Source organism: Veillonella parvula, assembly GCF_945949885.1.
GTDB lineage: Bacteria > Bacillota > Negativicutes > Veillonellales > Veillonellaceae > Veillonella > Veillonella parvula_B.
In genome coordinates, this window is record NZ_CAMFFZ010000002.1 from 76215 (window position 1) to 100662 (window position 24448).

Here is a 24448-nt window from a genome sequence, read left to right on the forward strand (position 1 = left end):
GTGCTAGACGTAAATGAATTCGATTCCATGCGAATCGGTTTAGCCTCTCCAGAGCAGATTTTATCCTGGTCTCATGGGGAAGTTAAGAAACCTGAAACAATTAACTACCGTACGTTGAAGCCAGAACGTGATGGTCTATTCTGTGAACGCATTTTTGGACCAACAAAGGACTGGGAATGTCACTGCGGCAAATATAAACGCATCCGCCATAAAGGCGTAGTCTGCGACAAATGTGGTGTAGAGGTTACCCGTGCGAAAGTACGTCGTGAACGCATGGGCCATATTGAATTGGCTACTCCTGTATCTCACATTTGGTACTTCAAAGGAATCCCATCCCGTATGGGTCTTATCCTTGACATATCTCCACGTTCTTTGGAACGCGTATTATACTTTGCTTCCTACATCGTAGTAGATCCAGCTGGTACCCCATTGACAAAACGTCAATTATTGTCAGAGCAAGAATACCGCGAATACGAAGCTCAATTTAATGAAGACGGTTATACTATCGGTGGTAAATCCGTCGTAATCGAAACAGTAGCTCAACGTAATGAACGTTTAGCTATTGTTCGTGAAGCACAACGTAAAGAGCGCTATAATGCGGCTCTTCGTGATGATGCAACAATACCAGAAGCTGATAAGGAATACGAAGAATTAACTCGTGAAGAACGCTATGAATTAGGCGCTGCTGAAGAGGTCCTCTTCGCATGTATCGACATGGGGGCTGAAGCGGTAAAAGCTCTCTTATCAGAACTTGATCTTGAAGCATTGAATGCTGAATTGCGCGAAGAGTTGAACACTGCTAGTGGTCAACGTAAAATCCGTGCAGTTCGTCGTTTGGAAGTAGTAGAAGCATTCCGTCAATCTGGGAACCGCCCAGAATGGATGATTATGGATATCGTTCCTGTAATCCCACCTGAATTGCGCCCTATGGTTCAATTAGATGGTGGCCGTTTTGCTACATCTGACCTCAATGATTTATACCGTCGTGTTATCAACCGTAACAATCGTTTGAAACGTTTGTTGGATTTGGGTGCTCCTGATATTATCGTGCGCAACGAAAAACGCATGCTTCAAGAAGCGGTTGATGCATTGATTGATAATGGCCGTCGCGGTCGTCCTGTTACAGGTCCTGGTAACCGCCCATTGAAATCTTTATCCGATATGCTTAAAGGTAAACAAGGTCGTTTCCGTCAAAACTTGCTCGGTAAACGTGTTGACTACTCCGGTCGTTCCGTAATCGTAGTAGGTCCTGAACTTAAAATGCACCAATGTGGTTTACCAAAAGAAATGGCATTGGAATTGTTCAAACCGTTCGTTATGAAACGCTTGGTAGAACGTGGTCAAGCATCCAATATTAAGGCCGCTAAACGCCAAGTCGAAAGAATCGGCCCTGGCGTATGGGAATCCTTAGAAGAGGTAATCAAAGAACATCCAGTTCTCTTGAACCGTGCCCCTACATTGCATAGACTTGGTATTCAAGCCTTCGAACCAATCCTTTGGGAAGGCCGTGCTATCAAATTGCATCCATTAGTATGTACAGCGTTCAATGCCGACTTTGACGGTGACCAAATGGCGTGTCACTTACCATTGTCCGTAGAAGCACAAGCGGAAGCTCGTACATTGATGCTTTCTAGCCATAATATTTTGTCCACTAAGGACGGCAAGCCGGTAGCAGTACCTTCTCAAGATATGATCTTAGGTACATACTATTTAACAGTTGTACGCGAAGATACTCGTGATAAAGCAAAGACATTTGCTACCTATGATGAAGTTATGCTTGCCTATGAGTCTCATATCATTGGTTTGCAAGATATTCTTTATATCCGTTTACCTGATCATGGCCGTGTAGAAACAACAGCAGGTCGCTTGATCTTCAACAATGCTTTATTCCCAGAATTGTGGCAATATGAGAAACGTGAAGATGGCACTTACACATTAGGTAAGGTTATGGATAAGAAAACAGTTGGTAAATTGGTTGATCAATGTTTCCAATTGTTTGGTAATGAAAAGACTGCAGAACTTTTGGACCGCATCAAGTCCTTGGGTTACTCCTTTGCACGTCGTGCAGGTATGACTGTAGCTATTGCTGATATTAAAGTACCAGAAGTTAAAACTAGTTTGTTAGATACAGCGGAGCAAGAGGTAGAAAAAGTATCTCGTATGTACCGTCGTGGTCTTATTACAGAAGAAGAACGTTATCGTAAAACTATCCAATTATGGACAAAGGCAACAGAAGATGTTACCGATGCCATGATGGATAACATGGCGTGCGACAAAGATGGCTTCAACCCTGTTTACATGATGGCTATCTCTGGTGCCCGTGGTAATAAACAACAGATTCGTCAGCTTGCTGGTATGCGTGGTTTGATGGCCGATCCATCTGGTCGTATTATCGACTTACCAATCAAAGCAAACTTTAAAGAAGGTTTGACTGTATTGGATTACTTTACATCCTCTCATGGTGCTCGTAAAGGTTTGGCCGATACAGCGCTTCGTACAGCTGACTCTGGTTACTTGACTCGTCGTCTTGTTGACGTATCTCAAGACGTAATCGTTCGTGAGGATGATTGTGACGTTGTAGGTATCGATCTCGTTCGTGAACGTGCTCGTTTAGCTACATCTTCACGTCAAGCATTAGAATTGCTTAAAGATAAGCTCATTGGTCGTGTTCTAGATAAAGATGTAGTGAACGCTGAAACAGGGGAACTTGTTGTACCTGCTGAAACTATCTTAGACGAACAATGCTTGGCTGATATTGCTGAAGCCGGTGTTACATCTATTGCATTGCGTGGTGCACATTTGGGTTCTGATAGCGATATTAACCATACTAACTTGGTTCAAAAAATTATTCTTGGTGAAAGCGACGATAGCATCCGTGCAACATTGAAAGAAACTATGGTTCAAAATATGTTGAATAAGGATACTGTACAAGCAATCGTTGACAGCGAAGGGGTAGAAATTTTCCCAGCTGATACACGTCTCACCGAAGAAGGCATCGAAGCGATTCTTAACTCCGATGTAAAAGAAGTACAAGTACGCAACAATGAAATCCACGGTATTGAAGTGGAAGCTATCGTTGAAGGCACTGGTGTTATCGAGCCATTAAAAGACCGTATCGTAGGTCGTATTGCAGCTGAAGAATTAGTTAATAAGGAAACTGGCGAAGTCATCGTTCCTCTTAACGGTGAAATCACAGAGGCGTTAGCTGATGAAGTTGTAAAACACTATGAAACAGTAAAAATCCGTTCCGTATTAACTTGCCGTAGCCCGTATGGCGTATGTCGTAAGTGTTATGGTCGTGATCTAGGAACTGGCAACCAAGTTCAAGTTGGTGAAGCTGTAGGTATCATTGCGGCACAATCCATCGGCGAACCTGGTACTCAGTTGACAATGCGTACGTTCCATACTGGTGGTGTCGCAGGTGACGATATTACACAAGGTTTGCCACGTGTCGAAGAATTGTTCGAAGCTCGCAAACCAAAACGTAATGCCATCATCGCAGAAAACGAAGGTACAGTTCGCGTTGTACCTAATGAAGGTAAAAAAGGTACAAATACTATCTTTATCACTGGTGAAGATGGTGTTGAACTCGATTACCTCATTCCTTATGGTTCTCGTATTATCGTTAAAGACGGTGATGTGGTATCCTTGGGCGCTCGTTTGACAGAGGGGTCTATCAATCCTCATGACATCATGCGTGTAATGGGTACTGAAGCAACTCAACGTTACCTCGTATACGAAGTACAAAAAGTATACAAATCCCAAGGTGTAGAAATTAACGATAAACATATCGAAGTTATTGTTCGTCAAATGCTTCATAAAGTTAAAATTGAAACAGCTGGCGATGCGGATATGCTTCCAGGGGATATGGTCGACGTTAATACCTTTGACGAAGAAAACCGTCGTCTTACCCTCAATGGTCGTGAAAATGCTACGGGCAAACGCACGTTATTGGGTATTACGAAAGCCGCTTTGGCAACGGACTCCTTCTTGTCCGCTGCATCATTCCAAGAAACGACACGTGTTCTTACCGATGCTGCTATCAAGGGTAAAATCGATCCATTGTTGGGCTTAAAAGAAAACGTAATTATTGGTAAGTTGATTCCTGCTGGTACAGGCATGAGTCGTTACCGTAAGATTGAAGTTGTAAAAAATACACCTGAAATCATTGATATTACGGAAGAGGTTATGTCTGAAGATTAATTGCTTCGGAGCGGCCGTTAGGCTATATTAATTGTATAGACTTGTTGCATTGTTGATACTGTGCGACAGAATAAAAAAGGGTGCACCCGCGAGGTGCACCCTTTTGTTATAGGCATATATTGATTTTTGAGCTATAAAAACTACTCGGCCGCTTCCTCCGCATCATGAGCCATGATGTCATAACCGACGTCATCCGATAAAGTAAGATATCGTTCGTACTGTCGAATGATATCGGTAATAATATCCTCCCGTGTCATATACTGCGCATCGTATCCGGCGCGCCCGTCACTGAAATATGTCATAGGAATTGCGTTGGTGCTTTCAGTAATGTGAGGAATGTTAGGATCTTCAATGAGATGATCTGATACCTCTTGCGTAACGAGCTTGATGCCGTAGGTAAAGTTACGCATTGATTCTTTTTCTATGGTCAATTCTACGGAGGCATCGTTACCGTTGAAATTTTTGTCAATTCTCGTAGTTAATCCGTACTCTTCGGTCAATTCTTTATTGAGCTGATACATAGCAGGTAGTGCTGTCGTTTTCATAAAGGAGATAACATCTTCTGACTGCGTTTGATTGAGTATTTTGGCAAGACCTTGCTTCCAGTTCTTGCTGTCCCAGTAGATGGATGTGGTTGAAAGTTTTGTGTTAAAGTATTGTGTATCTGTCAATAATCCCTGCCATAAGCTGTAGCACATGATAACCATCAAGGCTGCAAACGGTAAGGCGAGAATGAGTGTTACCGACTGGAGTACGTTGAGTCCGCCGATGCTGAGCAAGCTGATGGCTAGGAATGCCATTACGGCGCCCCACATTGGACACTGCCATTTCGGTGATGGCGTGCCTTTGTCATAAGCGGCAATATTATTTAATACATAAATCCCCGAGTCGGCGGATGTGATGAAAAATAATGCCAATACGATAATCGATAGGAGATTAGTCAAACCGGATAAAGGTAAATATTCAAGAAATGCAAAGAGTAGTTGTTCTGGTTTATCGGTTAATGCACCGAGTGCACCGTTTGCTACTGTTTCGTCGATATAAATTGCAGTGTTACCAAAGATAGTAAACCAAACGATAGTAAATACAGTTGGAATAATGAGTACCCCAAAGATGAATTCTCGAATTGTGCGACCTCTTGAGATTCGTGCGATGAACATGCCGACGAATGGCGCCCAAGATAACCACCAAGCCCAGAATAGTATGGTCCAGCTGAAGAACCATGGTCGGGTTTCTGGTGTATAGATAGATGTATAGAAGCTTTGCCCTAAAATATGTGATAAATAGTATCCAAAGTTTTCTACCGTTGTATTTAATAGGAGCAATGTAGGACCTGTACAGAGTACAAAGAGCATTAAGACTAATGCAACCGATATATTGATTTCACTGAGCAGCTTAACGCCTTTATCAATACCTGTAACAGCAGATAAAACGGCAATGAACATAATGACGATGATGATGACCGTTTGTGCGGGAAAGTCGTTAGCGGAAATGACGTCAATATATAGAAAGCCCGCACCTAGTTGGGCGGCACCAAATCCTAAGGTGGTTACAATACCTAATAAAGTTACGCAAAGTGCGATGATATCGATGATATGCCCCCGTGGGCCATTGATCTTATCCTTCCACAGAGGATAGAAACATGAACGTAGTGATAATGGCAATTTATAGCGAAAACCGAAATACGCTAATGCTAAAGCCATAATGCCGTATACCGTCCATGCATTGATGCCCCAGTGGAAGATGGAGCGGAATAACGCTTCCTTGGCGTTAGGTGCACCATCGACTAAGCCTACAGCAGAGTGATAATGTGAGAGCGGCTCAGCAGTTCCGAAGAACATGAGACCTACACCGGTACCCGCCGCAAATAACATGGCGAGCCAGGCGGTATAAGAGAATTCCGCTTCTTCGTCATCGCTACCCAGTTTGATGTCACCTAGCGAACTAAGTACAAGAAAGATATTGAAGATAAAGAAGAGACTTATGGATAAAACATAAAACCAGCTGAAATCTTCAAATATAATATCACGAACCCCTTGGAGAATCGTTTGAGATATTTGCGGAATCAGAAGGGCACATAAGCTCAGTCCTAAGACGATAGACAAGCTACCTATAATTACAGGGGGATTAAAATTTGAATAACGTTTGATGAGTTTAGTCATATAATCTCCTTTCTTTAGTAACTTATAAATACAAATATTTGTTCTGTATTAATTTATATCATAATAAAATGGTGTTTATATTAATTTTGCATAATTGGTAAAAGAAAAAATAATAGCAAATGTATAGAATGATTATTTATACATAAAAATAATGATATATGAATAAAAAAACGCTCTTCATTTATAATTCAAGATTGCGTGAAACACACGGGTAAGTGTACATATAAAATGCAGATGTAGAGCGGTGTATGACATTGGAAATTGTTTGACACGGCCTGCTGTAATTGATATACTTACATAGTGCTTTAGGCGAGGTATGCCTAATGGGCATAATTTCGTAAGGAGAATTAGTACAATGGACATTGCCCATCTGAAGTCGGTGAACAAAACAATCGGTGCCAAGCAAACGTTGAAACAAATTGCTAAAGGTGCTGTGAAGTACGTGTTCCTGGGTTGTGATAGTGATGAACGTGTGGTACAGCCTTTACGGATTGCTTGTGAAGAACAGAGGATACCTGTGAATGACGAGCACACCATGGATGATCTTGGACGTGCGTGTCGCATCAAGGTGCGGGCCACAGCTGTAGGCATCCTACGTTAATCTCGGTAATATCCGATGTAACACTTTGTTATGACGGATCAATTATAAATCTCAAATTTGGAAAGGAGGTGCCCAAATGCCAACAATTAATCAGCTAGTACGCAAAGGACGCATGAGCTTGACTAAAAAATCTACAGCTCCTGCGCTTCAAGAATCTCCACAAAAACGTGGTGTATGTACTCGTGTGTACACAGCTACTCCAAAGAAACCAAACTCCGCGCTTCGTAAAGTTGCTCGTGTACGTTTGACAAACGCTATTGAAGTAACTGCTTACATCCCAGGCATTGGTCACAATTTACAAGAACACAGTGTTGTACTTATCAGAGGCGGTCGTGTAAAAGACCTTCCAGGTGTGCGTTATCACATCGTTCGTGGTGCATTGGATACAGCTGGCGTACAAAACCGTATGCAAAGTCGTTCCAAATACGGCGCGAAAAAAGCTAAAAAATAATTTTAGCCAGTAAACGAAATTAACACACATCATTATAAAGGAGGAATTGAACATGCCAAGAAAAGGCCCTGTTCCGAAACGTGATGTACTTCCAGATCCGGTGTACAACAGCAAATTAGTAACACGTTTCATTAACAAAGTTATGTACGATGGTAAAAAAGGCATTGCTGAAACTATCGTATATGATGCATTCGAAATTATTCGTTCCAAAATGGGTCAAGACCCAATGGAAGTTTTTGATCAAGCATTGAAAAATGTTATGCCTGTACTTGAAGTACGTGCTCGCCGTATCGGTGGTGCGAACTATCAAGTGCCAGTTGAAGTTCGTGCTGATCGCCGTCAAACCCTCGGTATTCGTTGGGTTGTAAATTACGCTCGTCTTCGTGGTGAACGCACTATGAAAGAACGTTTGGCAGGCGAATTGATGGACGCTTTCAACAATGCAGGCGCTGCAATCAAGAAAAAAGAAGATACTCATAAAATGGCAGAAGCTAATAAAGCATTTGCTCATTATCGTTGGTAATAAGAGGTGACAACTGTGGCAAGAGAGTTTTCCTTAGCAAAAACTCGTAATATCGGTATCATGGCTCACATCGATGCTGGTAAAACAACAACTACAGAACGTATCCTCTACTATACAGGTATCGTTCACAAGATCGGCGAAGTACATGAAGGCGCTGCTACGATGGACTGGATGGAGCAAGAACAAGAACGTGGTATCACAATCACTTCTGCTGCAACAACTTGTCAATGGAAAGAACATCGTATCAACATCATCGATACTCCTGGTCACGTTGACTTTACTGTAGAAGTAGAACGTTCTCTACGTGTACTTGACGGTTCTGTTGCGGTGTTCAGTGCTAAAGGTGGTGTTGAACCTCAATCCGAAACTGTATGGCGTCAGGCTTCTAACTATGGTGTACCTCGTATCGCTTATGTAAATAAGATGGATACTGTAGGTGCTGACTTCTTCAACGTAGTTGACATGATGAAAACTCGTTTGGGTGCAAATTCCGTAGCTATCCAAGTACCAATCGGTGCTGAAGATACTTTTGAAGGCATCATTGACTTGATGACTATGAAAGCGGAAATTTACAAATCCGATGACGGTAAAGAATATGAAATCACTGATATCCCTGCTGAATATCAAGAAGTAGCAGAAGCTCGTCGTGAAATGATGGTCGATGCTATCGCTGAAACAGATGATGATATCATGATGAAATATTTGGAAGGCGAAGAAATTTCTATGGAAGAATTGAAAGCGGCATTGCGTAAAGCTGTTATTGCTAACCAATTGTTCCCAGTTCTTTGTGGTTCTTCCTACAAAAATAAAGGTGTACAAATGTTGTTGGATGCTGTAATCGATTATATGCCAGCTCCAATCGATATCCCACCTATTAAAGGTGTTGTTCCTGGTACTGAAGAAGAAACAACTCGTCCTTCTTCCGATGAAGAGCCATTCTCCGCATTGGCATTCAAAATCATGGCTGACCCTTATGTTGGTAAATTAGCGTTCTTCCGTGTGTACTCTGGTACATTGGAATCCGGCTCCTATGTTTTCAACTCCACTAAAGGTAAAAAAGAACGTATCGGCCGTATTCTTCAAATGCACGCTAACTCCCGTAAAGAAATCGAACGCGTATATTCTGGTGACATCGCTGCGGCGGTTGGCTTAAAGGATACTACTACAGGCGACACATTGTGTGATGAAAAATCTCCTGTAATTCTTGAGTCCATGGAATTCCCTGAACCAGTTATTTCCGTTGCTGTTGAACCTAAAACAAAAGCTGACCAAGAAAAAATGGGTACAGCTCTTGCTCGTTTGGCAGAAGAAGATCCTACTTTCAAAGTTCGTACTGATGAAGAAACAGGTCAAACTATTATCTCTGGTATGGGCGAACTTCACTTGGATATCATCGTTGACCGTATGAACCGTGAATTTAAAGTAGATTGTAACGTAGGTAAGCCTCAAGTAGCATACCGCGAAACTATCCGTAAAGCTGTTAAGGCTGAAGGTAAATTCGTACGTCAATCTGGTGGTCGTGGCCAATATGGTCACTGCTGGTTGGAATTGATTCCTCAAGAACCAGGTGCTGGTTTCGAGTTTGAAAACAAGGTTGTAGGTGGTGCGATTCCTCGTGAATACATCGGACCTGTTGAAAGCGGTGTTAAAGAAGCTATGGAATCCGGTGTTATCGCTGGGTACCCTATGGTTGATGTTAAAGTTATCGTATTTGATGGTTCCTACCATGACGTTGACTCCAACGAAATGGCCTTCAAAATTGCTGGTTCTATGGGCTTCAAAGAAGGTGCTCGCAAAGCAGACCCTGCATTGCTTGAACCATACATGGCTGTAGAAGTAGACGTACCTGAAGAATACATGGGCGACGTTATCGGTGACTTGAACTCTCGTCGTGGTCGCATGGACGGCATGGAAGCTCGTAATGGTTCCCAACATATCAAAGCATATGTTCCATTGAGCGAAATGTTTGGTTACGCAACAGATCTTCGTTCCAAAACCCAAGGTCGCGGTAACTACTCCATGACATTCGATCATTATGAAGAAGTTCCTAAGAAAATTGCTGAAGAAATTCAAGCAAAGAAAAACGGTTAATCTTACATTAGATTAATAGAATTACTATTTTCCTCGGAGGATAATTTAAAATGGCAAAAGAAAAATTTGAACGTACGAAACCGCATGTTAACATCGGTACAATCGGTCACGTTGACCATGGTAAAACTACTTTGACTGCTGCAATCACTAAAGTATTGGCTGAAAAAGGTCAAGCTGACTTCCAAGATTACAGCATGATCGATAAAGCTCCAGAAGAACGTGAACGCGGTATCACAATTAACACTGCACACGTTGAGTACGAAACTGCTAACCGTCACTATGCACACGTTGACTGCCCAGGCCATGCTGACTATGTTAAAAACATGATTACTGGTGCGGCTCAAATGGACGGCGCTATCTTGGTTGTATCCGCAGCTGACGGCCCTATGCCTCAAACTCGCGAACACATTTTGTTGGCTCGCCAAGTTGGTGTTCCTGCAATCGTAGTATTCTTGAACAAAGCTGACATGGTTGATGATGAAGAATTGATCGAATTGGTAGAAATGGAAGTTCGTGAACTTCTTTCTTCCTACGAATTCCCTGGCGACGAAGTACCTATCGTTGTAGGTTCCGCGTTGAAAGCTTTGGAAGGCGATGCTCAATATGTAGCTAAAATTGACGAATTGATGGACGCTGTAGACTCCTACATCCCAACACCAGTTCGTGACACTGATAAACCATTCTTGATGCCTGTGGAAGACGTTTTCACAATCACTGGTCGTGGTACAGTAGCAACTGGCCGTGTTGAACGTGGTCAAGTAAACGTTGGTGATACTGTTGAAGTAGTAGGCTTGAAAGAAAAAGCTGAACAATACGTAGTAACAGGTCTTGAAATGTTCCGTAAAGTGTTGGATTCTGCAGTAGCCGGTGACAACGTAGGTGCATTGCTTCGTGGTGTTGATCGTAAAGATATTGAACGTGGTCAAGTATTGGCTAAACCAGGTTCCATTAATCCACACACAAAATTCAAAGCAGAAGTATACGTATTGACTAAAGAAGAAGGTGGCCGCCATACTCCATTCTTCTCCAACTACCGTCCACAATTCTACTTCCGTACAACAGACGTAACAGGTGTTGTAAACCTTCCTGAAGGTGTAGAAATGTGTATGCCTGGCGATAACGTAACAATGGAAATCGAATTGATTACTCCAATCGCTATCGAAGAAGGTCTTCGTTTCGCGATCCGCGAAGGTGGCCATACAGTAGGCGCTGGCGTAGTAACAGCAATCGAAGGTTAATTTAATCTTTTATGCTCATCGTAGAATAAATGCGTTGAGCACAATATATGCAGCACTCAGAGCGGCAGATAATGCCGCTCTCGTGTTGTGTTTTTAAACTATGAAGTAGAAGGTTGCCTCTGCGGAGGAGAATTTCTATGGAGCAGCCCATTCACGAAATGGACGACAGGAGGAATTATTAATAATGGCTAAACAGCAAAAAATCCGTATTCGCCTTAAGGCATACGACCACAAAGCTCTCGATCAAAGCGCTGCTAAGATCGTAGACACTGCAAAAAGAACTGGCGCTATGGTATCTGGTCCGATTCCATTGCCAACAGAAAAGAATATCTTCACAATTCTTCGTTCTGTACACGTAAATAAAGATTCTCGTGAACAATTCGAAATGCGTACACATAAACGCTTAATCGATATTCTTGAACCAAATTCGAAAACAGTAGATGCTATCACTCGTTTAGATTTACCAGCTGGTGTGTCTATTGAAATAAAACTATAAGGAGGTGCGATAATGTCTAAAGCTATTTTGGGTAAAAAATTAGGAATGACACAAGTCTTCACAGCTGAAGGCCAATTAGTTCCTGTAACAGTAGTGGAAACTACCCCAAGCGTTGTAGTGCGCGTAAAGACTGTAGAAACAGACGGCTACGAAGCAGTACAAATTGGTTATGGTTCCATTAAAGAAAAACATTTAACAAAACCTGTAAAAGGTCAGTTCGACAAAGCTGGCGTAGCTCCAGTGAAATATCTTCGCGAAGTTCGCGTAGCTAATGCAGCTGACTACACAGTAGGCCAAACTCTGGCAGCTGATATCTTCGCAGAAGGTGAATTGGTGGACGTAGTGGGTACAGGTAAAGGTAAGGGTTTTGCTGGCACAATTAAACGCCATAACTTCTCCCGTGGTCCTGAAACTCATGGTTCTAAATCTCACCGTGAACCTGGTTCCATCGGTCCTATGATCTCCGGTGGCGGCGGTAAGGTATACAAAGGTAAAAAACTCCCTGGACAAATGGGTGGTTACAGAGTTACCGTACAACGCTTATCCGTTGTGAAAGTTGATGCTGAACGTAACCTTTTATTGGTTAAAGGTGGTATCCCAGGCGCTAAAGGTAGCTTGGTTATGGTTCGCAACACGGTTAAACCTGTTAAATAATCATTTGTCGAAAGGAGGATTATGTAATGCCTACAGTAGCAACATATAATCAATCCGGCGTTAAAGTCGGTGAAATACAGTTAAACGATGCAGTATTCGGCGTTGAAGTTAACGAAGCCGTAATGCATCAAGCCGTAGTTCGTCAATTGTCTAACGAACGTCTCGGCACACATGCAACAAAAACTAGAGGTATGGTTCGTGGCGGTGGCCGCAAACCTTGGAAACAAAAAGGTACTGGCCGTGCTCGTGCAGGCTCCAGCCGCTCCCCAATCTGGATCGGTGGCGGTACTACATTTGGTCCACAACCTCGCAGCTATTACAAAGCTATGCCTCGTAAGGCTAGACGTTTAGCAGTTAAATCTGCTCTTAGCGATAAAGTGAATAATAGCGAATTATACGTTTTGGAAGAAATCACATTAGCAGCTCCTAAAACAAAAGAAGTGTTGAACATTATTAACAGCTTCAACGTTGGTGATGCAAAAGTATTGTTCATCACTGAAGGTGATGTAAATGTTGAACGTTCCGCTCGCAACATTCAAGGTGTAAAAGCTTTGGCTTGCGAAGGTATGAACATTTTCGATCTTCTTCATTACGATAAGCTCTTCATTACTAAAGGCGCTGTCGCAAAAATCGAGGAGGTGCTCGGATAATGCAATTACATGATGTACTAATCCGCCCGGTTATTACCGAAAAATCCACTATGCTTATGGAAGAAGGCAAATACACTTTCCGTGTGCCTTTGACTGCAAATAAAGTGCAAATCCGTCAAGCAGTTGAAAAAATCTTCAATGTAAAAGTAGAAAAAGTAGCTACTATTCGTGTTTTAGGTAAGACTAAACGCATGGGTCGTACACAAGGTAAACGTAGCGATTACAAAAAAGCTATCGTAACCTTAAAAGCTGGCGAATCCATTGAATTCTTTGAAGGTGTCTAAGAGTCTAGTTGTAAGGAGGCCCACTAATGGCAATTAAATCATTTAAACCGTACTCCGCTGGTCGCCGGTTTATGACAGTATCCGCCTTCGACGAAATCACAGCAAGCAAACCAGAAAAATCCTTGCTCGCTAAGATTTCTCAAAAAGGTGGTCGTAACAATACTGGTAAAATGACAGTTCGTCACCAAGGTGGCGGTCACAAACGTCAATACCGTATTATTGACTTCAAACGTACTAAAGATAATATTCCAGCTAAAGTAGCAACAATCGAGTATGATCCTAACCGTTCTTCTCGTATCGCTTTGCTTAACTACGCTGATGGTGAAAAACGCTACATTTTAGCTCCTAACGGTCTAAAAGTTGGTGACGTTGTATTCTCCGGTCCTGAGTCCGATATTAAACATGGTAACTGCTTACCATTGGCTAATATTCCAGACGGTACACAAATCCACAATATCGAATTGAAAATCGGTAAAGGTGGTCAAATCGTTCGTTCCGCTGGTACATCTGCTCAATTGATGGGTAAAGATAATGGCTACGCTATTCTTCGTTTACCATCTGGTGAAATGCGTCGTGTTCGTCAAGAGTGCCGTGCAACAGTTGGTGTTGTTGGTAACGCTGACCATAGCAACCTTGTAATCGGTAAAGCTGGTCGTCATCGTTGGATGGGTGTTCGCCCTGGCAACCGTGGTGTTGTAATGAACCCTTGTGACCATCCACATGGTGGTGGTGAAGGTAAATCTCCTGTTGGTCGTAAACATCCTGTTACACCTTGGGGCAAACCAGCACATGGTGTTAAAACTCGCGACAAGAAAAAAGCTTCTAATAGCTTAATCATTAAACGTCGTACAAAATAGGATAAAGGAAAGGAGATAAAATAGTGTCCAGATCTATAAAAAAAGGCCCTTTCGTAGCAGATCATTTGCTTAAGAAAGTTGAAGCTTTAAACGAAACTAACGAAAAGAAAGTTGTAAAAACCTGGTCCCGTGCCTCTACTATTATCCCAAGTTTTGTAGGCCACACAATTGCTGTGCATGATGGTCGCAAACATGTACCTGTATTCATTACAGAAGATATGGTAGGTCATAAATTAGGTGAGTTCGCTCCTACACGTACTTATAGAGGTCATGGTAAGGACGAAAAATCTACAGGCAAAAAATAGGAGGAAATAATACATGGAAGCAAAAGCAATCGCTAGACATATCCGAATCGCGCCTCGTAAAATCCGTATCGTTGCAGATTTAGTGCGCGGTAAAAACATCGGCGAAGCATTTGCCATCTTGAAGTTCACTCCGAAAGTTGGCGCTGATGTAGTAGAAAAAGTTATGCGTTCTGCAATCGCAAACGCTGAACATAATTTCGATATGAATGTTGACAATCTTTACGTATCCGAGATCTTCGTTGATCAAGGCCCTACATTAAAACGCATTCATCCTCGTTCCCGTGGTCAAGCTTTCAAAATTTTGAAACGTACTAGCCACGTAACAGTAGTAGTTAAAGAAAGAGCTTAAGAAGGAGGGAAACAGAGTGGGTCAAAAAGTTAATCCACACGGTTTGCGTGTCGGTATCGTAAAAGATTGGGACGCAAAATGGTATGCAGATAAAGATTTCGCTGCTAATCTTCATGAAGACGTAAAAATTCGTAACTTCTTGAAAGAAACCCTTTTCATTGCTGGTATTTCCCGCATTGAAATCGAGCGTACAAATAAACGTATTAAATTGACTATCCACACTGCGAAACCAGGTATGGTTATCGGTCGTGGTGGTGCTGGTATCGAAGATATCAAAAAAGCAATGACTCGTTTCACTGATAAACAAGTGGATGTTAACATTGCAGAAATTAAACAAGCAGATATGGATGCAACATTAGTTGCTGAAAACATTGCGGGCCAATTGGAACGTCGTATCGGCTTCCGCCGTGCAATGAAACAAGCTGTAGGTCGTACAATGCGCTTAGGTGCAAAAGGTATCAAAATCATGGTAAGCGGTCGTCTTGGCGGTGCTGAAATCGCTCGTAGCGAATCCTACCGTGAAGGTTCTATTCCTTTGCATACACTTCGTGCAGACATTGACTACGGTACTGCTGAAGCTCATACAACATATGGTTGTATCGGCATTAAAGTATGGATTTACAAAGGTGAAGTTTTGCCAGAAGCAAAACAAGCACCTGCTAAGAAGGAAGAAGGTGGCAAGTAATGCTTATTCCAAAGCGCGTAAAACATCGTAAGCAATTCCGCGGCCGTATGAAAGGTCGTGCTATGCGCGGTAATACAGTGTCTCATGGTGAGTTCGGCTTGGTAGCATGCGAACCATCTTGGATCACTAACCGTCAAATCGAAGCTGCCCGTATTGCTATGACTCGTTATATCAAACGTGGTGGTAAAGTATGGATTAAAATTTTCCCTGACAAACCAATCACAGCTAAACCAGCTGGTACTCGTATGGGTTCCGGTAAAGGTTCTCCTGAATACTGGGTAGCAGTGGTTAAACCAGGTCGTGTAATGTTTGAAATGGACGGTGTGCCAGAAGCTACAGCTCGTGAAGCTATGCGTCTTGCAAGCCATAAACTTCCAATCAAATGCAAATTTGTTGTTAAGGGTAAAGAATTGGGTGGTGACGTAAATGAAGGTTAATGACATTCGCAATATGAGCGCTGCCGAAATGGAACAAAAAGTTTCCGGTCTTAAGGAAGAGTTATTTAACCTCCGTTTTCAGCTTGCAACAGGTCAATTAGAGAATCCTATGCGCATTCGTGAAGTTAAGAAGACAATCGCTCGTATTAAAACTGTACAACGTGAAGTTGAACTTAAATCTGAAAACGCATAATAACAGATTTGTTAATGGTTGAAAAGGAGGCTTAAAATCGTGGCAGAAGAAAGAAACGTACGTAAAGTTCGCGTAGGTAAAGTTGTAAGCGACAAAATGAATAAAACTGTTGTTGTTGCTGTAGAACGTAAAGTACCTCACGCATTATATAACAAGCCAATGGTTAGCACAAAACGCTTCAAAGCTCATGATGAAAATAATGAGTGCCAAGTTGGCGATACAGTTAAAATTGTAGAAACTCGTCCACTTTCTAAAGATAAATGTTGGAGAGTTGTTGAAATTCTTGAAAGACAAAAATAAGAGTGATGTAAGGAGGAATAGACGATGATCCAGCAACAAACAATTTTGAATGTTGCCGACAACACTGGTGCTAAACGTATTATGTGCATCCAAGTCATGGGCGGTTCTTATCGCAAATTCGGCAATATCGGTGACGTAATCGTTGCTTCTGTAAAAGATGCATCACCCGGTGGCGTTGTCAAGAAAGGCGACGTAGTTAAAGCTGTTATTGTTCGTTCTAAAAAAGGTATCCGCCGTCAAGACGGTTCCTATATTCGTTTCGATGAAAACGCAGCAGTAGTTATTAAAGATGACAAGACCCCTCGTGGTACTCGTATCTTTGGACCTGTAGCTAGAGAACTTCGTGAAAAAGACTTCATGAAAATCGTTTCTTTGGCTCCAGAAGTATTATAAGAAGGAGGAACGCAGCATATGGCTAAGCTACAAATCAAAAAAGGCGATACAGTTGTTGTTATCTCCGGTAAAGATAAAGGTAAGCAAGGTACAGTTATTGCAACTGAACCTAAAAAAGAACGCGTATTTGTTGAAGGCGTTAATACTGTAAAACGTCACACAAAACCTTCCCAAGCTAACCCACAAGGAGGCATCGTTACTAAAGAAGCGGGCATTCACGTTTCTAACGTAATGGTTGTTGATCCAGAAACTAAAACAGCTACTCGTATCAAAAAGGTAGAAGGTAAGGACGGTAAATTCGTTCGCGCTACTGTTAAATCCGGTACAGTACTTAAATAATCAGGAAAGGAGGAGCTACATAAATGTCTCGTTTGTTTGAACAATACAACTCTGAAATCAAAAAGAGTATGCAAGAAAAATTCCAATACGGCAACGTAATGGAAATTCCTAAATTGGAAAAAATCGTTATCAACATCGGCGTAGGTGATGCAGTAGGTAATGCAAAAGCATTGGAAGCAGCAGTTAATGACTTGACTATCATTGCTGGTCAAAAACCTGTCATCACAAAAGCTAAAAAATCCATTGCGAACTTCAAAGTTCGTGAAGGCATGGCGTTGGGTACAAAAGTTACTCTTCGTGGCGAACGCATGTATGAATTCCTTGATAGATTGATCAATGCGGCATTACCTCGTGTACGTGACTTCCGCGGTATCAGCGCTACTGCATTCGATGGCCGTGGTAACTACGCTTTGGGTCTTAAAGAACAGCTCATCTTCCCTGAAATCGAATATGATCAGGTAGAACGTGTTACTGGTATGGATATCATTATCGTAACAAGTGCTAAGACAGATGAAGAAGCTCGTGAATTGTTGACTCAATTCGGTATGCCTTTTGAAAAATAATAGGAGGAACATATAGATGGCTAAAAAATCTATGATTGAACGCGAAAAGAAACGCGCTAAAATCGTTGAAAAATATGCAGCTAAACGTGAAGCGTTAAAAGCGGCAGGTGATTATGAAGGCTTATCCAAATTACCAGCAAATGCATCCCCAACACGCTTGCACAACCGTTGCAACTTAACTGGTCGTCCTCACGGCTATATGCGTAAATTCGGTATCAGCCGTATTGCGTTCCGTGAATTGGCGTACAAAGGACAAATTCCTGGTGTTAAAAAAGCCAGCTGGTAATATTAGACGAGAGGAGGTTTTTAGATTATGGTAATGACCGATCCTATCGCGGATATGCTTACGCGCATCCGTAATGCAAACGCTGCACTTCATGAAACGGTAAACATTCCTGCATCTAGAATGAAAGCAGCCGTTCTTGACATCCTTTTACAAGAAGGCTTTGTAAAGAACGTTGAAAAAGAAGAAAACACTTTAAAAGTAACTTTGAAATATGGTTCCAATAACGAGAAAGTTATTACAGGAATTAAACGTATTTCCAAACCAGGTTTACGTGTTTACGCGAAAAAGGAAGAACTTCCTCGTGTACTTGGTGGTTTGGGTATCGCAGTTATTTCTACGTCCAAAGGCGTTATGAGCGACAAACAAGCTCGTAAAGAAGGTCTTGGTGGCGAAGTAATCGCATACGTTTGGTAATAGTAGCAATAGGAGGTAGAAATAATGTCACGTATCGGTAGAATGCCTATCGAGATCCCTGCAGGCGTTACTGTTACATATGATAACCATCATATGAACGTAAAAGGCCCTAAAGGTGAATTATCTCGCGATTTGCATCCAGATATGAATATCACTGTAGAAGGTAACACAATCACAGTAACTCGTCCTTCCGACGATAAAAATCATCGTTCCCTTCACGGTTTGACTCGCGCTCTTGTTGCTAATATGGTAACAGGCGTATCTGAAGGATTTACAAAAACTCTTGAAATCAACGGTGTTGGTTACAGAGCGGCTAAACAAGGCAATAAATTAGCGCTTACACTTGGCTTCTCTCATCCAGTAGAAATGGAAGCTCCAGCTGGTATTACAATCGACGTTCCAGCTCCTAACAAAATCGTTGTGTCTGGTGCAGACAAAGAAGTTGTAGGTGCAGTAGCAGCTGATATCCGTAAATGGAGAAAACCTGAACCTTACAAAGGTAAAGGTATCCGCTATGAAGGCGAAGTTGTTCGTCGCAAAGCTGGTAAAGCTGGTGCAAAAGGTAAATAGTAATATCATCTATATGAATGAAAGGAGTGAATATCTTGCCTCGTAAATCTAGTAGAAATATCGCTCGAGCAAAACGTCATCTTCGTATTCGCCGTCACATCTCTGGTACGGCAACTTGCCCACGTTTGAACGTTTACCGTTCTTTGAGCAACATTTACGCACAAGTAATCGATGACGTAGCAGGTACAACTTTGGTTGCTGCTAGCTCTTTAGATAAAGATTTGAACTTATCCTATGGTGGTAACGTAGCTGCTGCTAAAGCTGTTGGTGAAGCAGTTGCTAAAAAAGCTATCGCTAAAGGCATTGACACTGTAGTGTTTGACCGTGGTGGTTATATTTACCACGGCCGCGTAGCAGCCCTTGCAGAAGGTGCTCGTGAAGCAGGCTTAAAATTCTAAGAAGGAGGAACTATAGACATGGCGAGAATTGACTACACCAGTCTTGATCTTAAAGAAAGAGTAGTATTCATCAACCGCGTAGCCAAAGTAGTTAAAGGCGGTCGTCGTTTTTCCTTCAGCGCTCTTGTAGTTGTTGGTGATGGCAACGGTTATGTAGGCGTTGGCTTAGGTAAAGCAGCGGAAGTACCAGAAGCAATTCGTAAAGGTATCGATGATGCTAAGAAAAATATTGTAAACGTAGCTATTAAAAATGGTACAATCCCTCACAGCGTAACAGGCGTATTCGGTGCAGGCCGCGTATTCTTGAAACCAGCTGCTGAAGGTACTGGCGTTATCGCTGGTGGCCCTGTTCGTGCCGTATTGGAATTAGTAGGTGTTCGTAACATCTTGACTAAATCTTTGGGCTCTTCTAACCCTAACAATATGGTTCGCGCTACAATCGAAGGTTTGAAAGATTTGAAACGCGCTAGCGAAGTTGCTGAGCTTCGTGGTAAAACCGTTGAAGAAATCTATAACGCGTAATAAGGAGACAAGAAATGGCACAAGTTAAAGTAACATTAACAAGAAGCTTAATCGGTCGTCCTGAAGATCAACGCGCGACAGTTAAAGCTTTGGGCTTGAAAAAAACTAATTCTCAAGTCGTAAAAGAAGTAACACCTCAAATCGAAGGAATGCTTCATAAAGTTAGACATTTAGTAAAAGTTGAAGAAGTTTAATACTGATAAGGAGGTGCACTGAATGAAACTTCATGAATTACAACCAGCAGCTGGTTCTAAAAAAACTCGTACTCGTGTAGGCCGTGGTTTAGGTTCTGGCTTGGGTAAAACATCTGGTCGTGGTCAAAAAGGTCAAAACTCCCGTTCTGGCGGTGGCGTTCGCTCCGGTTTTGAAGGCGGCCAAATGCCTCTTTATCGTCGTTTACCAAAACGCGGTTTCAACAACAGCGTTTTTGCTAAACAATATGCTGAAGTTAACGTAGCACAATTAAATCGCTTTGAAGATGGTGCAACAGTTGATCCAGTAGCTCTTATTGAAGCTGGCATTTTGAAAAATGTACGCGATGGTATTCGTATTTTAGGTAACGGTACATTGGAAACTAAAAACTTGACTGTTATCGCTAATGGCTTCACTAAAGCTGCTGAAGAAAAAATCACAGCAGCAGGCGGAAAAGTTGAGGTGATCTAGGGTGCTAGATAGCCTCTCGAACATCTTTAAGATTACTGAATTACGTAACAAGATTTTGTACACATTGATGATGTTTGCTGTGTTTAGAGCCGGCATTCACATCCCAGTACCAGGTGTAGATGCATCTGTTATTGAATCCTTGTTTACATCCGGTAACCTATTTGGTCTATTAGACTTGTTTGCTGGTGGTGCGCTAAGTAAGTTCTCTATCTTTGCGATGAGTATTACCCCTTACATTAATGCTTCCATCATCATGCAACTGCTTCAGTCTGTAGTTCCTCAGTTTGAAGCATGGAGTAAAGATGGTGAAGACGGGCGTAAGAAAATAGCGAAGGTAACTCGTTATGGCACCGTAGTCCTTGGCTTTGTACAAGCCGCTGGTATGGCATTTGCTCTTAGAGCAAACAACGCTTTGGTAAATAATGATTTCCTTAGCGTATTCGTTGTGGCTATCATCCTCACAGCAGGCACATGTTTGTTGATGTGGATTGGTGAGCAAATCACAGCATATGGTATAGGTAATGGTATTTCCTTGATCATCTTTGCTGGTATCGTAGCTCGATTGCCAGATGGTCTCGAAACTATTTATCAATATATCCAAAACGGAACCATTAACATGTTCCAAGCATTCTTATTTGCTGTAATTGCACTTGCGATGATCGCTGTCGTAGTGGCAGTTACACAAGGCCAACGTCGCATTCCTATCCAATACGCAAAACGCGTAGTAGGGCGAAAAATGTACGGTGGTCACTCTACATTCTTGCCGTTGAAAGTCAATCAGGCAGGTGTAATCCCAATTATCTTTGCGTCATCTGTGTTGATGTTCCCTGTAACGATTGCACAATTTATTGACAATGAATTTGTTCATAAAGTTGCTGATTTATTTACATGGGGGACGCCGTTACAAACGGCATTGTATGCGATATTGATTTTTATCTTTACGTATTTCTATACTGCAATCTCTATCAACATTACAGATATGGCAGATAATATGAAAAAATACGGTGGTTTTATTCCAGGTATTCGTGCGGGTAAACCAACTGCTGATTATGTGGATAACGTGATGACCAAGATCACTTTGGCTGGCGCTGTATTCTTAGCTGTCGTTGCTATTATACCGAATTTCCTCGGTAGTATAACCGGCGTCCAAGGCGTATACTTTGGTGGTACGGCTCTTCTCATCGTTGTAGGTGTAGCACTTGATACAATGCAACAAATTGAGTCGCTCATGGTAACACGCCACTATAAAGGCTTTGTGAAATAGGAGGGAAACAATATGTATATTCTATTAATGGGACCTCCTGGTGCTGGTAAAGGCACTCAGGCAGCTCGACTTATTGAAAAATACGGTATTCCCCAAATTTCAACAGGTGATATGTTCCGCGCTGCGATTAAGAACGAAACACCTCTTGGAGTTGAGGCTAAGAAATACATCGATGCTGGTCAATTGGTACCAGACAGCGTAACTGTTGGTATCGTACGTGATCGCTTGGTGAAAGATGACTGCAAATCTGGATTTATTCTTGATGGATTCCCAAGAACTACAGCGCAAGCTGTGTCCTTGGATGCAATCCTTAAAGAATTAGGAATTTCTTTGGACGCTGTACTTAACTTAAATGTTCCTTCCGAGGAATTGGTTAAACGTATTAGCGAACGAGCTGTTCTAGAAAATCGTGCTGATGATAACCCTGAAACAGTACAGAAACGTCTAGCTGTGTACGAAGAATCTACTAAACCATTAATTGATTACTATCGCAATAGTGGATTGTATCAAGAAATCAATGGTTTACAAGATGTAGACGCAGTATTTGCTGACATCATTAAGGCGTTGGAGAAATAATCTATGATTATTTTAAAATCGCCCCATGAGATTGAATGTATCCGCAAGGCAAGTAAGCTTACAGCAGACACGTTGTCCTTGTTAGTAAAAAAGGCTAAACCTGGCATCACGACGCTTGAGTTAGATACAATTGCCGAAGAATATATTCGCAGCCACGGTGGTATACCAAGTTGTAAAGGGTACTATGGATTCCCCGCTACAATCTGTGCTTCTATTAACGAAGAAGTCGTTCATGGTATTCCGAGCGCTAAGCGTAAGCTTAAAAACGGCGATGTCCTCAGTATTGATCTCGTATCATCTATTGATGGATATCACGGCGATTCGGCTGTGACGATTCCTATTGGTCACGTCAAACCCGATGTGATGAAATTGTTAAAAGTTACAGAGGAAAGTCTGTTCAAGGGAATTGAACAAGTGAAAGTCGGTAACCGTATTGGTGCTATCGGTCACGCTGTTCAAACGTATTGTGAGAAACATGGTTACGGTGTCGTACGCGACTTCGTAGGTCATGGTTTAGGCCGCGAAATGCATGAAGATCCGCAAATACCAAACTATGGTAGTCCTGATCAAGGACCTCTTATGAAACCAGGTATGGTATTGTGTATTGAACCGATGATAACTCTAGGGACACATCGTGTTCGTGTATTAGGGGATGACTGGACAGCAGTTACAGTAGATGGTAAACCTGCTGCTCATTTCGAACATACAGTGGTTGTTACAGAAAACGGCCCTGAAATATTAACTATGCGGGAAGAACCGCGGTTAATTAAATAAACAGGTAACCGGAGGAAAAGATATGTCAAAAGAAGACGTTATTGAGGTGGAAGGTACGGTCGTTGAGGCATTACCGAATGCCATGTTCCAAGTTGAATTGGAAAATGGTCATATCGTATTGGCTCATGTGTCAGGTAAAATGCGTATGAATTTTATCCGTATTCTTCCTGGTGATAAAGTTACTATGGAACTGACACCGTATGACTTAAATCGTGGTCGCATCACCTATCGCTTTAAATAAGCATAGGGTCCACAAAGGAGGTACTAATGAAGGTTCAACCATCAGTTAAAAAGATATGCGAAAAATGTAAAATCATTAAACGCAAAGGCCGTGTAATGGTTATTTGCGAAAATCCAAAACATAAACAAAAACAAGGATAATCTGATAGGAGGTGGATGATTAGATGGCACGTATCGCCGGTGTAGATTTACCTCGTGATAAACGAGTGGAAATTGGTTTAACTTATATTTATGGTATTGGTCCAACTTTAGCATCTGAAATTATTGCTAAAACTGGCATCAATCCTGACACACGCGTTCGCGATCTTTCTGAAGATGAAGTAGCGAAAATCCGTGAATTGTTAGATGCTGATTACAAAGTAGAAGGTGACCTTCGTCGTGAAGAAGCTCTTAACATTAAACGCTTAATTGAAATCAACTCCTATCGAGGCAAACGTCATCGTATGGGTTTACCACTTCGTGGTCAACGTACTAAAACGAATGCACGTACTCGCAAAGGTCCTAGAAAAGCAATTGCTGGTAAAAAGAAATAAGATAAAGGAGGGATAAAGCGTGGCTAAAAAAGTTGTTAGAACTAAAAGAAAAGAAAAGAAACATATTGAATCCGGTGCGGCTCATATTCGTTCTACATTCAATAACACTATCGTAACTTTGACAGATACAAACGGTAATGCGTTGTCTTGGGCCTCCGCTGGTGGCTTGGGCTTCCGTGGTTCTCGTAAATCCACTCCATTTGCTGCTCAAATGGCTGCTGAACAAGCTGCTAAAGCTGCAATGGAACATGGTCTTCGCACTGTTGAAGTATTCGTAAAAGGTCCTGGATCCGGCCGTGAAGCTGCAATCCGTGCTTTACAAGCTGCAGGTCTTGAAGTTACTTCCATTAAAGACGTAACTCCAATTCCTCACAATGGTTGTCGCCCTCCAAAACGCCGTCGTGTATAATTTATAGTGACCGATATGATACGGT

At 42.0% G+C, this 24448-nt stretch carries 35 protein-coding genes; 34 read left to right on the top strand and 1 reads right to left on the bottom strand.

The genetic code is table 11. From position 1 onward, the window contains the following. Nucleotides 1-4203 (top strand): DNA-directed RNA polymerase subunit beta', encoded by a 4203-nt coding sequence (gene rpoC, locus Q7O55_RS01335; RefSeq protein ID WP_303927789.1) that lies wholly within the window; start codon nt 1-3, stop codon nt 4201-4203. A gap of 140 nt (nt 4204-4343) precedes the next feature. Here the strand turns inward: rpoC and Q7O55_RS01340 are convergent, their stop codons facing one another. Beyond that, nucleotides 4344-6365, bottom strand: coding sequence for a BCCT family transporter (locus tag Q7O55_RS01340; protein WP_303927790.1), 2022 nt, complete (start codon nt 6363-6365; stop codon nt 4344-4346). Nucleotides 6366-6720: 355 nt separating this feature from the next. Between Q7O55_RS01340 and Q7O55_RS01345 the strand changes: the two genes are divergently transcribed. The 33 genes from Q7O55_RS01345 (at nt 6721) to rpsK (ending at nt 24423) form a co-directional block, all read left to right on the top strand. Next, entirely contained in the window at nt 6721-6966 is a 246-nt protein-coding gene (locus Q7O55_RS01345) for a ribosomal L7Ae/L30e/S12e/Gadd45 family protein (protein ID WP_303927792.1), read from the top strand. A gap of 76 nt (nt 6967-7042) precedes the next feature. Then, on the top strand, nt 7043-7417 hold the full coding sequence (gene rpsL / locus Q7O55_RS01350) for a 30S ribosomal protein S12 (protein ID WP_004693554.1): 375 nt from the start codon (nt 7043-7045) through the stop codon (nt 7415-7417). A 52-nt stretch (nt 7418-7469) separates the two neighbouring features. After that, the gene (gene rpsG, locus Q7O55_RS01355) at nt 7470-7940 is read left to right on the top strand and encodes a 30S ribosomal protein S7 (protein WP_004693556.1); all 471 of its coding nucleotides are present in this window, start codon (nt 7470-7472) and stop codon (nt 7938-7940) included. Between the two features lie 15 nt (nt 7941-7955). Further along, a complete protein-coding gene (fusA, locus tag Q7O55_RS01360) occupies nt 7956-10031 on the top strand; it encodes an elongation factor G (protein WP_303927794.1) in 2076 nt (691 codons plus the stop codon). Nucleotides 10032-10081: 50 nt separating this feature from the next. Beyond that, nucleotides 10082-11269: an elongation factor Tu gene (gene tuf, locus Q7O55_RS01365; RefSeq protein ID WP_278458059.1), complete on the top strand. Its 1188-nt coding sequence runs from the start codon at nt 10082-10084 to the stop codon at nt 11267-11269. 184 nt (nt 11270-11453) lie between these two features. Beyond that, the gene (gene rpsJ / locus Q7O55_RS01370; protein WP_303927795.1) at nt 11454-11765 is read left to right on the top strand and encodes a 30S ribosomal protein S10; all 312 of its coding nucleotides are present in this window, start codon (nt 11454-11456) and stop codon (nt 11763-11765) included. A 12-nt stretch (nt 11766-11777) separates the two neighbouring features. Then, the gene (gene rplC / locus Q7O55_RS01375; protein ID WP_004695102.1) at nt 11778-12419 is read left to right on the top strand and encodes a 50S ribosomal protein L3; all 642 of its coding nucleotides are present in this window, start codon (nt 11778-11780) and stop codon (nt 12417-12419) included. A 26-nt stretch (nt 12420-12445) separates the two neighbouring features. After that, nucleotides 12446-13069, top strand: a complete 624-nt coding sequence (gene rplD, locus Q7O55_RS01380; protein WP_004695105.1) for a 50S ribosomal protein L4 — start codon at nt 12446-12448, stop codon at nt 13067-13069. Further along, entirely contained in the window at nt 13069-13353 is a 285-nt protein-coding gene (gene rplW, locus Q7O55_RS01385; protein WP_004695108.1) for a 50S ribosomal protein L23, read from the top strand. Before rplD ends, rplW begins: the two co-directional genes overlap by 1 nt. Before the next feature lie 26 nt (nt 13354-13379). Then, the gene (rplB, locus tag Q7O55_RS01390; protein ID WP_303927796.1) at nt 13380-14210 is read left to right on the top strand and encodes a 50S ribosomal protein L2; all 831 of its coding nucleotides are present in this window, start codon (nt 13380-13382) and stop codon (nt 14208-14210) included. 23 nt (nt 14211-14233) lie between these two features. Further along, entirely contained in the window at nt 14234-14515 is a 282-nt protein-coding gene (gene rpsS / locus Q7O55_RS01395; RefSeq protein ID WP_004695110.1) for a 30S ribosomal protein S19, read from the top strand. A 13-nt stretch (nt 14516-14528) separates the two neighbouring features. After that, the gene (gene rplV, locus Q7O55_RS01400; protein WP_004695112.1) at nt 14529-14864 is read left to right on the top strand and encodes a 50S ribosomal protein L22; all 336 of its coding nucleotides are present in this window, start codon (nt 14529-14531) and stop codon (nt 14862-14864) included. A gap of 16 nt (nt 14865-14880) precedes the next feature. Continuing rightward, nucleotides 14881-15549 (top strand): 30S ribosomal protein S3, encoded by a 669-nt coding sequence (rpsC, locus tag Q7O55_RS01405; protein WP_004695113.1) that lies wholly within the window; start codon nt 14881-14883, stop codon nt 15547-15549. After that, entirely contained in the window at nt 15549-15986 is a 438-nt protein-coding gene (gene rplP / locus Q7O55_RS01410; protein ID WP_004695114.1) for a 50S ribosomal protein L16, read from the top strand. The genes rpsC and rplP overlap by 1 nt, the downstream gene beginning before the upstream one ends. Next, nucleotides 15976-16179, top strand: coding sequence for a 50S ribosomal protein L29 (gene rpmC, locus Q7O55_RS01415; protein WP_004695115.1), 204 nt, complete (start codon nt 15976-15978; stop codon nt 16177-16179). The genes rplP and rpmC overlap by 11 nt, the downstream gene beginning before the upstream one ends. A gap of 39 nt (nt 16180-16218) precedes the next feature. Next, nucleotides 16219-16479 carry a 30S ribosomal protein S17 gene (gene rpsQ / locus Q7O55_RS01420; protein WP_295206356.1) on the top strand — a complete coding sequence of 87 codons (261 nt, stop codon included), beginning with the start codon at nt 16219-16221 and terminating at the stop codon, nt 16477-16479. A 24-nt stretch (nt 16480-16503) separates the two neighbouring features. Next, nucleotides 16504-16872: a 50S ribosomal protein L14 gene (gene rplN / locus Q7O55_RS01425; protein ID WP_004695117.1), complete on the top strand. Its 369-nt coding sequence runs from the start codon at nt 16504-16506 to the stop codon at nt 16870-16872. An 18-nt stretch (nt 16873-16890) separates the two neighbouring features. Next, nucleotides 16891-17211: a 50S ribosomal protein L24 gene (gene rplX / locus Q7O55_RS01430; RefSeq protein ID WP_004695118.1), complete on the top strand. Its 321-nt coding sequence runs from the start codon at nt 16891-16893 to the stop codon at nt 17209-17211. Nucleotides 17212-17234: 23 nt separating this feature from the next. After that, nucleotides 17235-17774, top strand: coding sequence for a 50S ribosomal protein L5 (gene rplE / locus Q7O55_RS01435; protein WP_004695119.1), 540 nt, complete (start codon nt 17235-17237; stop codon nt 17772-17774). A 16-nt stretch (nt 17775-17790) separates the two neighbouring features. Next, nucleotides 17791-18060, top strand: a complete 270-nt coding sequence (rpsN, locus tag Q7O55_RS01440) for a 30S ribosomal protein S14 (protein WP_004695122.1) — start codon at nt 17791-17793, stop codon at nt 18058-18060. Nucleotides 18061-18087: 27 nt separating this feature from the next. Next, complete coding sequence (gene rpsH / locus Q7O55_RS01445; protein ID WP_004695128.1) at nt 18088-18474, top strand: 30S ribosomal protein S8; 387 nt, start codon at nt 18088-18090, stop codon at nt 18472-18474. A gap of 24 nt (nt 18475-18498) precedes the next feature. After that, a complete protein-coding gene (gene rplF / locus Q7O55_RS01450) occupies nt 18499-19044 on the top strand; it encodes a 50S ribosomal protein L6 (protein WP_004695131.1) in 546 nt (181 codons plus the stop codon). A gap of 35 nt (nt 19045-19079) precedes the next feature. Then, complete coding sequence (gene rplR / locus Q7O55_RS01455) at nt 19080-19442, top strand: 50S ribosomal protein L18 (protein ID WP_004695135.1); 363 nt, start codon at nt 19080-19082, stop codon at nt 19440-19442. 18 nt (nt 19443-19460) lie between these two features. Next, nucleotides 19461-19964 (top strand): 30S ribosomal protein S5, encoded by a 504-nt coding sequence (gene rpsE / locus Q7O55_RS01460; protein ID WP_004695136.1) that lies wholly within the window; start codon nt 19461-19463, stop codon nt 19962-19964. A 14-nt stretch (nt 19965-19978) separates the two neighbouring features. Further along, nucleotides 19979-20158 carry a 50S ribosomal protein L30 gene (gene rpmD, locus Q7O55_RS01465; protein WP_004695138.1) on the top strand — a complete coding sequence of 60 codons (180 nt, stop codon included), beginning with the start codon at nt 19979-19981 and terminating at the stop codon, nt 20156-20158. 22 nt (nt 20159-20180) lie between these two features. Beyond that, nucleotides 20181-20627, top strand: coding sequence for a 50S ribosomal protein L15 (gene rplO, locus Q7O55_RS01470; RefSeq protein WP_004695141.1), 447 nt, complete (start codon nt 20181-20183; stop codon nt 20625-20627). Nucleotide 20628: 1 nt separating this feature from the next. Beyond that, nucleotides 20629-21891 (top strand): preprotein translocase subunit SecY, encoded by a 1263-nt coding sequence (gene secY / locus Q7O55_RS01475; RefSeq protein ID WP_012864761.1) that lies wholly within the window; start codon nt 20629-20631, stop codon nt 21889-21891. Nucleotides 21892-21903: 12 nt separating this feature from the next. After that, complete coding sequence (locus Q7O55_RS01480) at nt 21904-22467, top strand: adenylate kinase (RefSeq protein ID WP_004695145.1); 564 nt, start codon at nt 21904-21906, stop codon at nt 22465-22467. Nucleotides 22468-22470: 3 nt separating this feature from the next. After that, the gene (gene map, locus Q7O55_RS01485; RefSeq protein WP_004695146.1) at nt 22471-23241 is read left to right on the top strand and encodes a type I methionyl aminopeptidase; all 771 of its coding nucleotides are present in this window, start codon (nt 22471-22473) and stop codon (nt 23239-23241) included. 22 nt (nt 23242-23263) lie between these two features. After that, entirely contained in the window at nt 23264-23482 is a 219-nt protein-coding gene (gene infA / locus Q7O55_RS01490) for a translation initiation factor IF-1 (protein ID WP_004695147.1), read from the top strand. Between the two features lie 26 nt (nt 23483-23508). After that, entirely contained in the window at nt 23509-23622 is a 114-nt protein-coding gene (rpmJ, locus tag Q7O55_RS01495; protein WP_004695148.1) for a 50S ribosomal protein L36, read from the top strand. 23 nt (nt 23623-23645) lie between these two features. Further along, on the top strand, nt 23646-24014 hold the full coding sequence (gene rpsM / locus Q7O55_RS01500; RefSeq protein WP_004695149.1) for a 30S ribosomal protein S13: 369 nt from the start codon (nt 23646-23648) through the stop codon (nt 24012-24014). A gap of 19 nt (nt 24015-24033) precedes the next feature. Further along, nucleotides 24034-24423 carry a 30S ribosomal protein S11 gene (gene rpsK / locus Q7O55_RS01505; protein WP_004695151.1) on the top strand — a complete coding sequence of 130 codons (390 nt, stop codon included), beginning with the start codon at nt 24034-24036 and terminating at the stop codon, nt 24421-24423. The last annotated feature ends 25 nt before the right edge of the window (nt 24424-24448 follow it).

Coding starts and splice junctions, on each gene's coding strand:
- Q7O55_RS01340 (WP_303927790.1), bottom strand. CDS start 6,365: ATGACTAAACTCATCAAACGTTATTCAAATTTTAATCCCCCTGTAATT.
- Q7O55_RS01345 (WP_303927792.1), top strand. CDS start 6,721: ATGGACATTGCCCATCTGAAGTCGGTGAACAAAACAATCGGTGCCAAG.
- rpsL (WP_004693554.1), top strand. CDS start 7,043: ATGCCAACAATTAATCAGCTAGTACGCAAAGGACGCATGAGCTTGACT.
- rpsG (WP_004693556.1), top strand. CDS start 7,470: ATGCCAAGAAAAGGCCCTGTTCCGAAACGTGATGTACTTCCAGATCCG.
- tuf (WP_278458059.1), top strand. CDS start 10,082: ATGGCAAAAGAAAAATTTGAACGTACGAAACCGCATGTTAACATCGGT.
- rpsJ (WP_303927795.1), top strand. CDS start 11,454: ATGGCTAAACAGCAAAAAATCCGTATTCGCCTTAAGGCATACGACCAC.
- rplC (WP_004695102.1), top strand. CDS start 11,778: ATGTCTAAAGCTATTTTGGGTAAAAAATTAGGAATGACACAAGTCTTC.
- rplD (WP_004695105.1), top strand. CDS start 12,446: ATGCCTACAGTAGCAACATATAATCAATCCGGCGTTAAAGTCGGTGAA.
- rplW (WP_004695108.1), top strand. CDS start 13,069: ATGCAATTACATGATGTACTAATCCGCCCGGTTATTACCGAAAAATCC.
- rplB (WP_303927796.1), top strand. CDS start 13,380: ATGGCAATTAAATCATTTAAACCGTACTCCGCTGGTCGCCGGTTTATG.
- rplV (WP_004695112.1), top strand. CDS start 14,529: ATGGAAGCAAAAGCAATCGCTAGACATATCCGAATCGCGCCTCGTAAA.
- rplP (WP_004695114.1), top strand. CDS start 15,549: ATGCTTATTCCAAAGCGCGTAAAACATCGTAAGCAATTCCGCGGCCGT.
- rpmC (WP_004695115.1), top strand. CDS start 15,976: ATGAAGGTTAATGACATTCGCAATATGAGCGCTGCCGAAATGGAACAA.
- rplN (WP_004695117.1), top strand. CDS start 16,504: ATGATCCAGCAACAAACAATTTTGAATGTTGCCGACAACACTGGTGCT.
- rplX (WP_004695118.1), top strand. CDS start 16,891: ATGGCTAAGCTACAAATCAAAAAAGGCGATACAGTTGTTGTTATCTCC.
- rplE (WP_004695119.1), top strand. CDS start 17,235: ATGTCTCGTTTGTTTGAACAATACAACTCTGAAATCAAAAAGAGTATG.
- rpsN (WP_004695122.1), top strand. CDS start 17,791: ATGGCTAAAAAATCTATGATTGAACGCGAAAAGAAACGCGCTAAAATC.
- rpsH (WP_004695128.1), top strand. CDS start 18,088: ATGGTAATGACCGATCCTATCGCGGATATGCTTACGCGCATCCGTAAT.
- rplF (WP_004695131.1), top strand. CDS start 18,499: ATGTCACGTATCGGTAGAATGCCTATCGAGATCCCTGCAGGCGTTACT.
- rpsE (WP_004695136.1), top strand. CDS start 19,461: ATGGCGAGAATTGACTACACCAGTCTTGATCTTAAAGAAAGAGTAGTA.
- rpmD (WP_004695138.1), top strand. CDS start 19,979: ATGGCACAAGTTAAAGTAACATTAACAAGAAGCTTAATCGGTCGTCCT.
- rplO (WP_004695141.1), top strand. CDS start 20,181: ATGAAACTTCATGAATTACAACCAGCAGCTGGTTCTAAAAAAACTCGT.
- Q7O55_RS01480 (WP_004695145.1), top strand. CDS start 21,904: ATGTATATTCTATTAATGGGACCTCCTGGTGCTGGTAAAGGCACTCAG.
- map (WP_004695146.1), top strand. CDS start 22,471: ATGATTATTTTAAAATCGCCCCATGAGATTGAATGTATCCGCAAGGCA.
- infA (WP_004695147.1), top strand. CDS start 23,264: ATGTCAAAAGAAGACGTTATTGAGGTGGAAGGTACGGTCGTTGAGGCA.
- rpmJ (WP_004695148.1), top strand. CDS start 23,509: ATGAAGGTTCAACCATCAGTTAAAAAGATATGCGAAAAATGTAAAATC.
- rpsM (WP_004695149.1), top strand. CDS start 23,646: ATGGCACGTATCGCCGGTGTAGATTTACCTCGTGATAAACGAGTGGAA.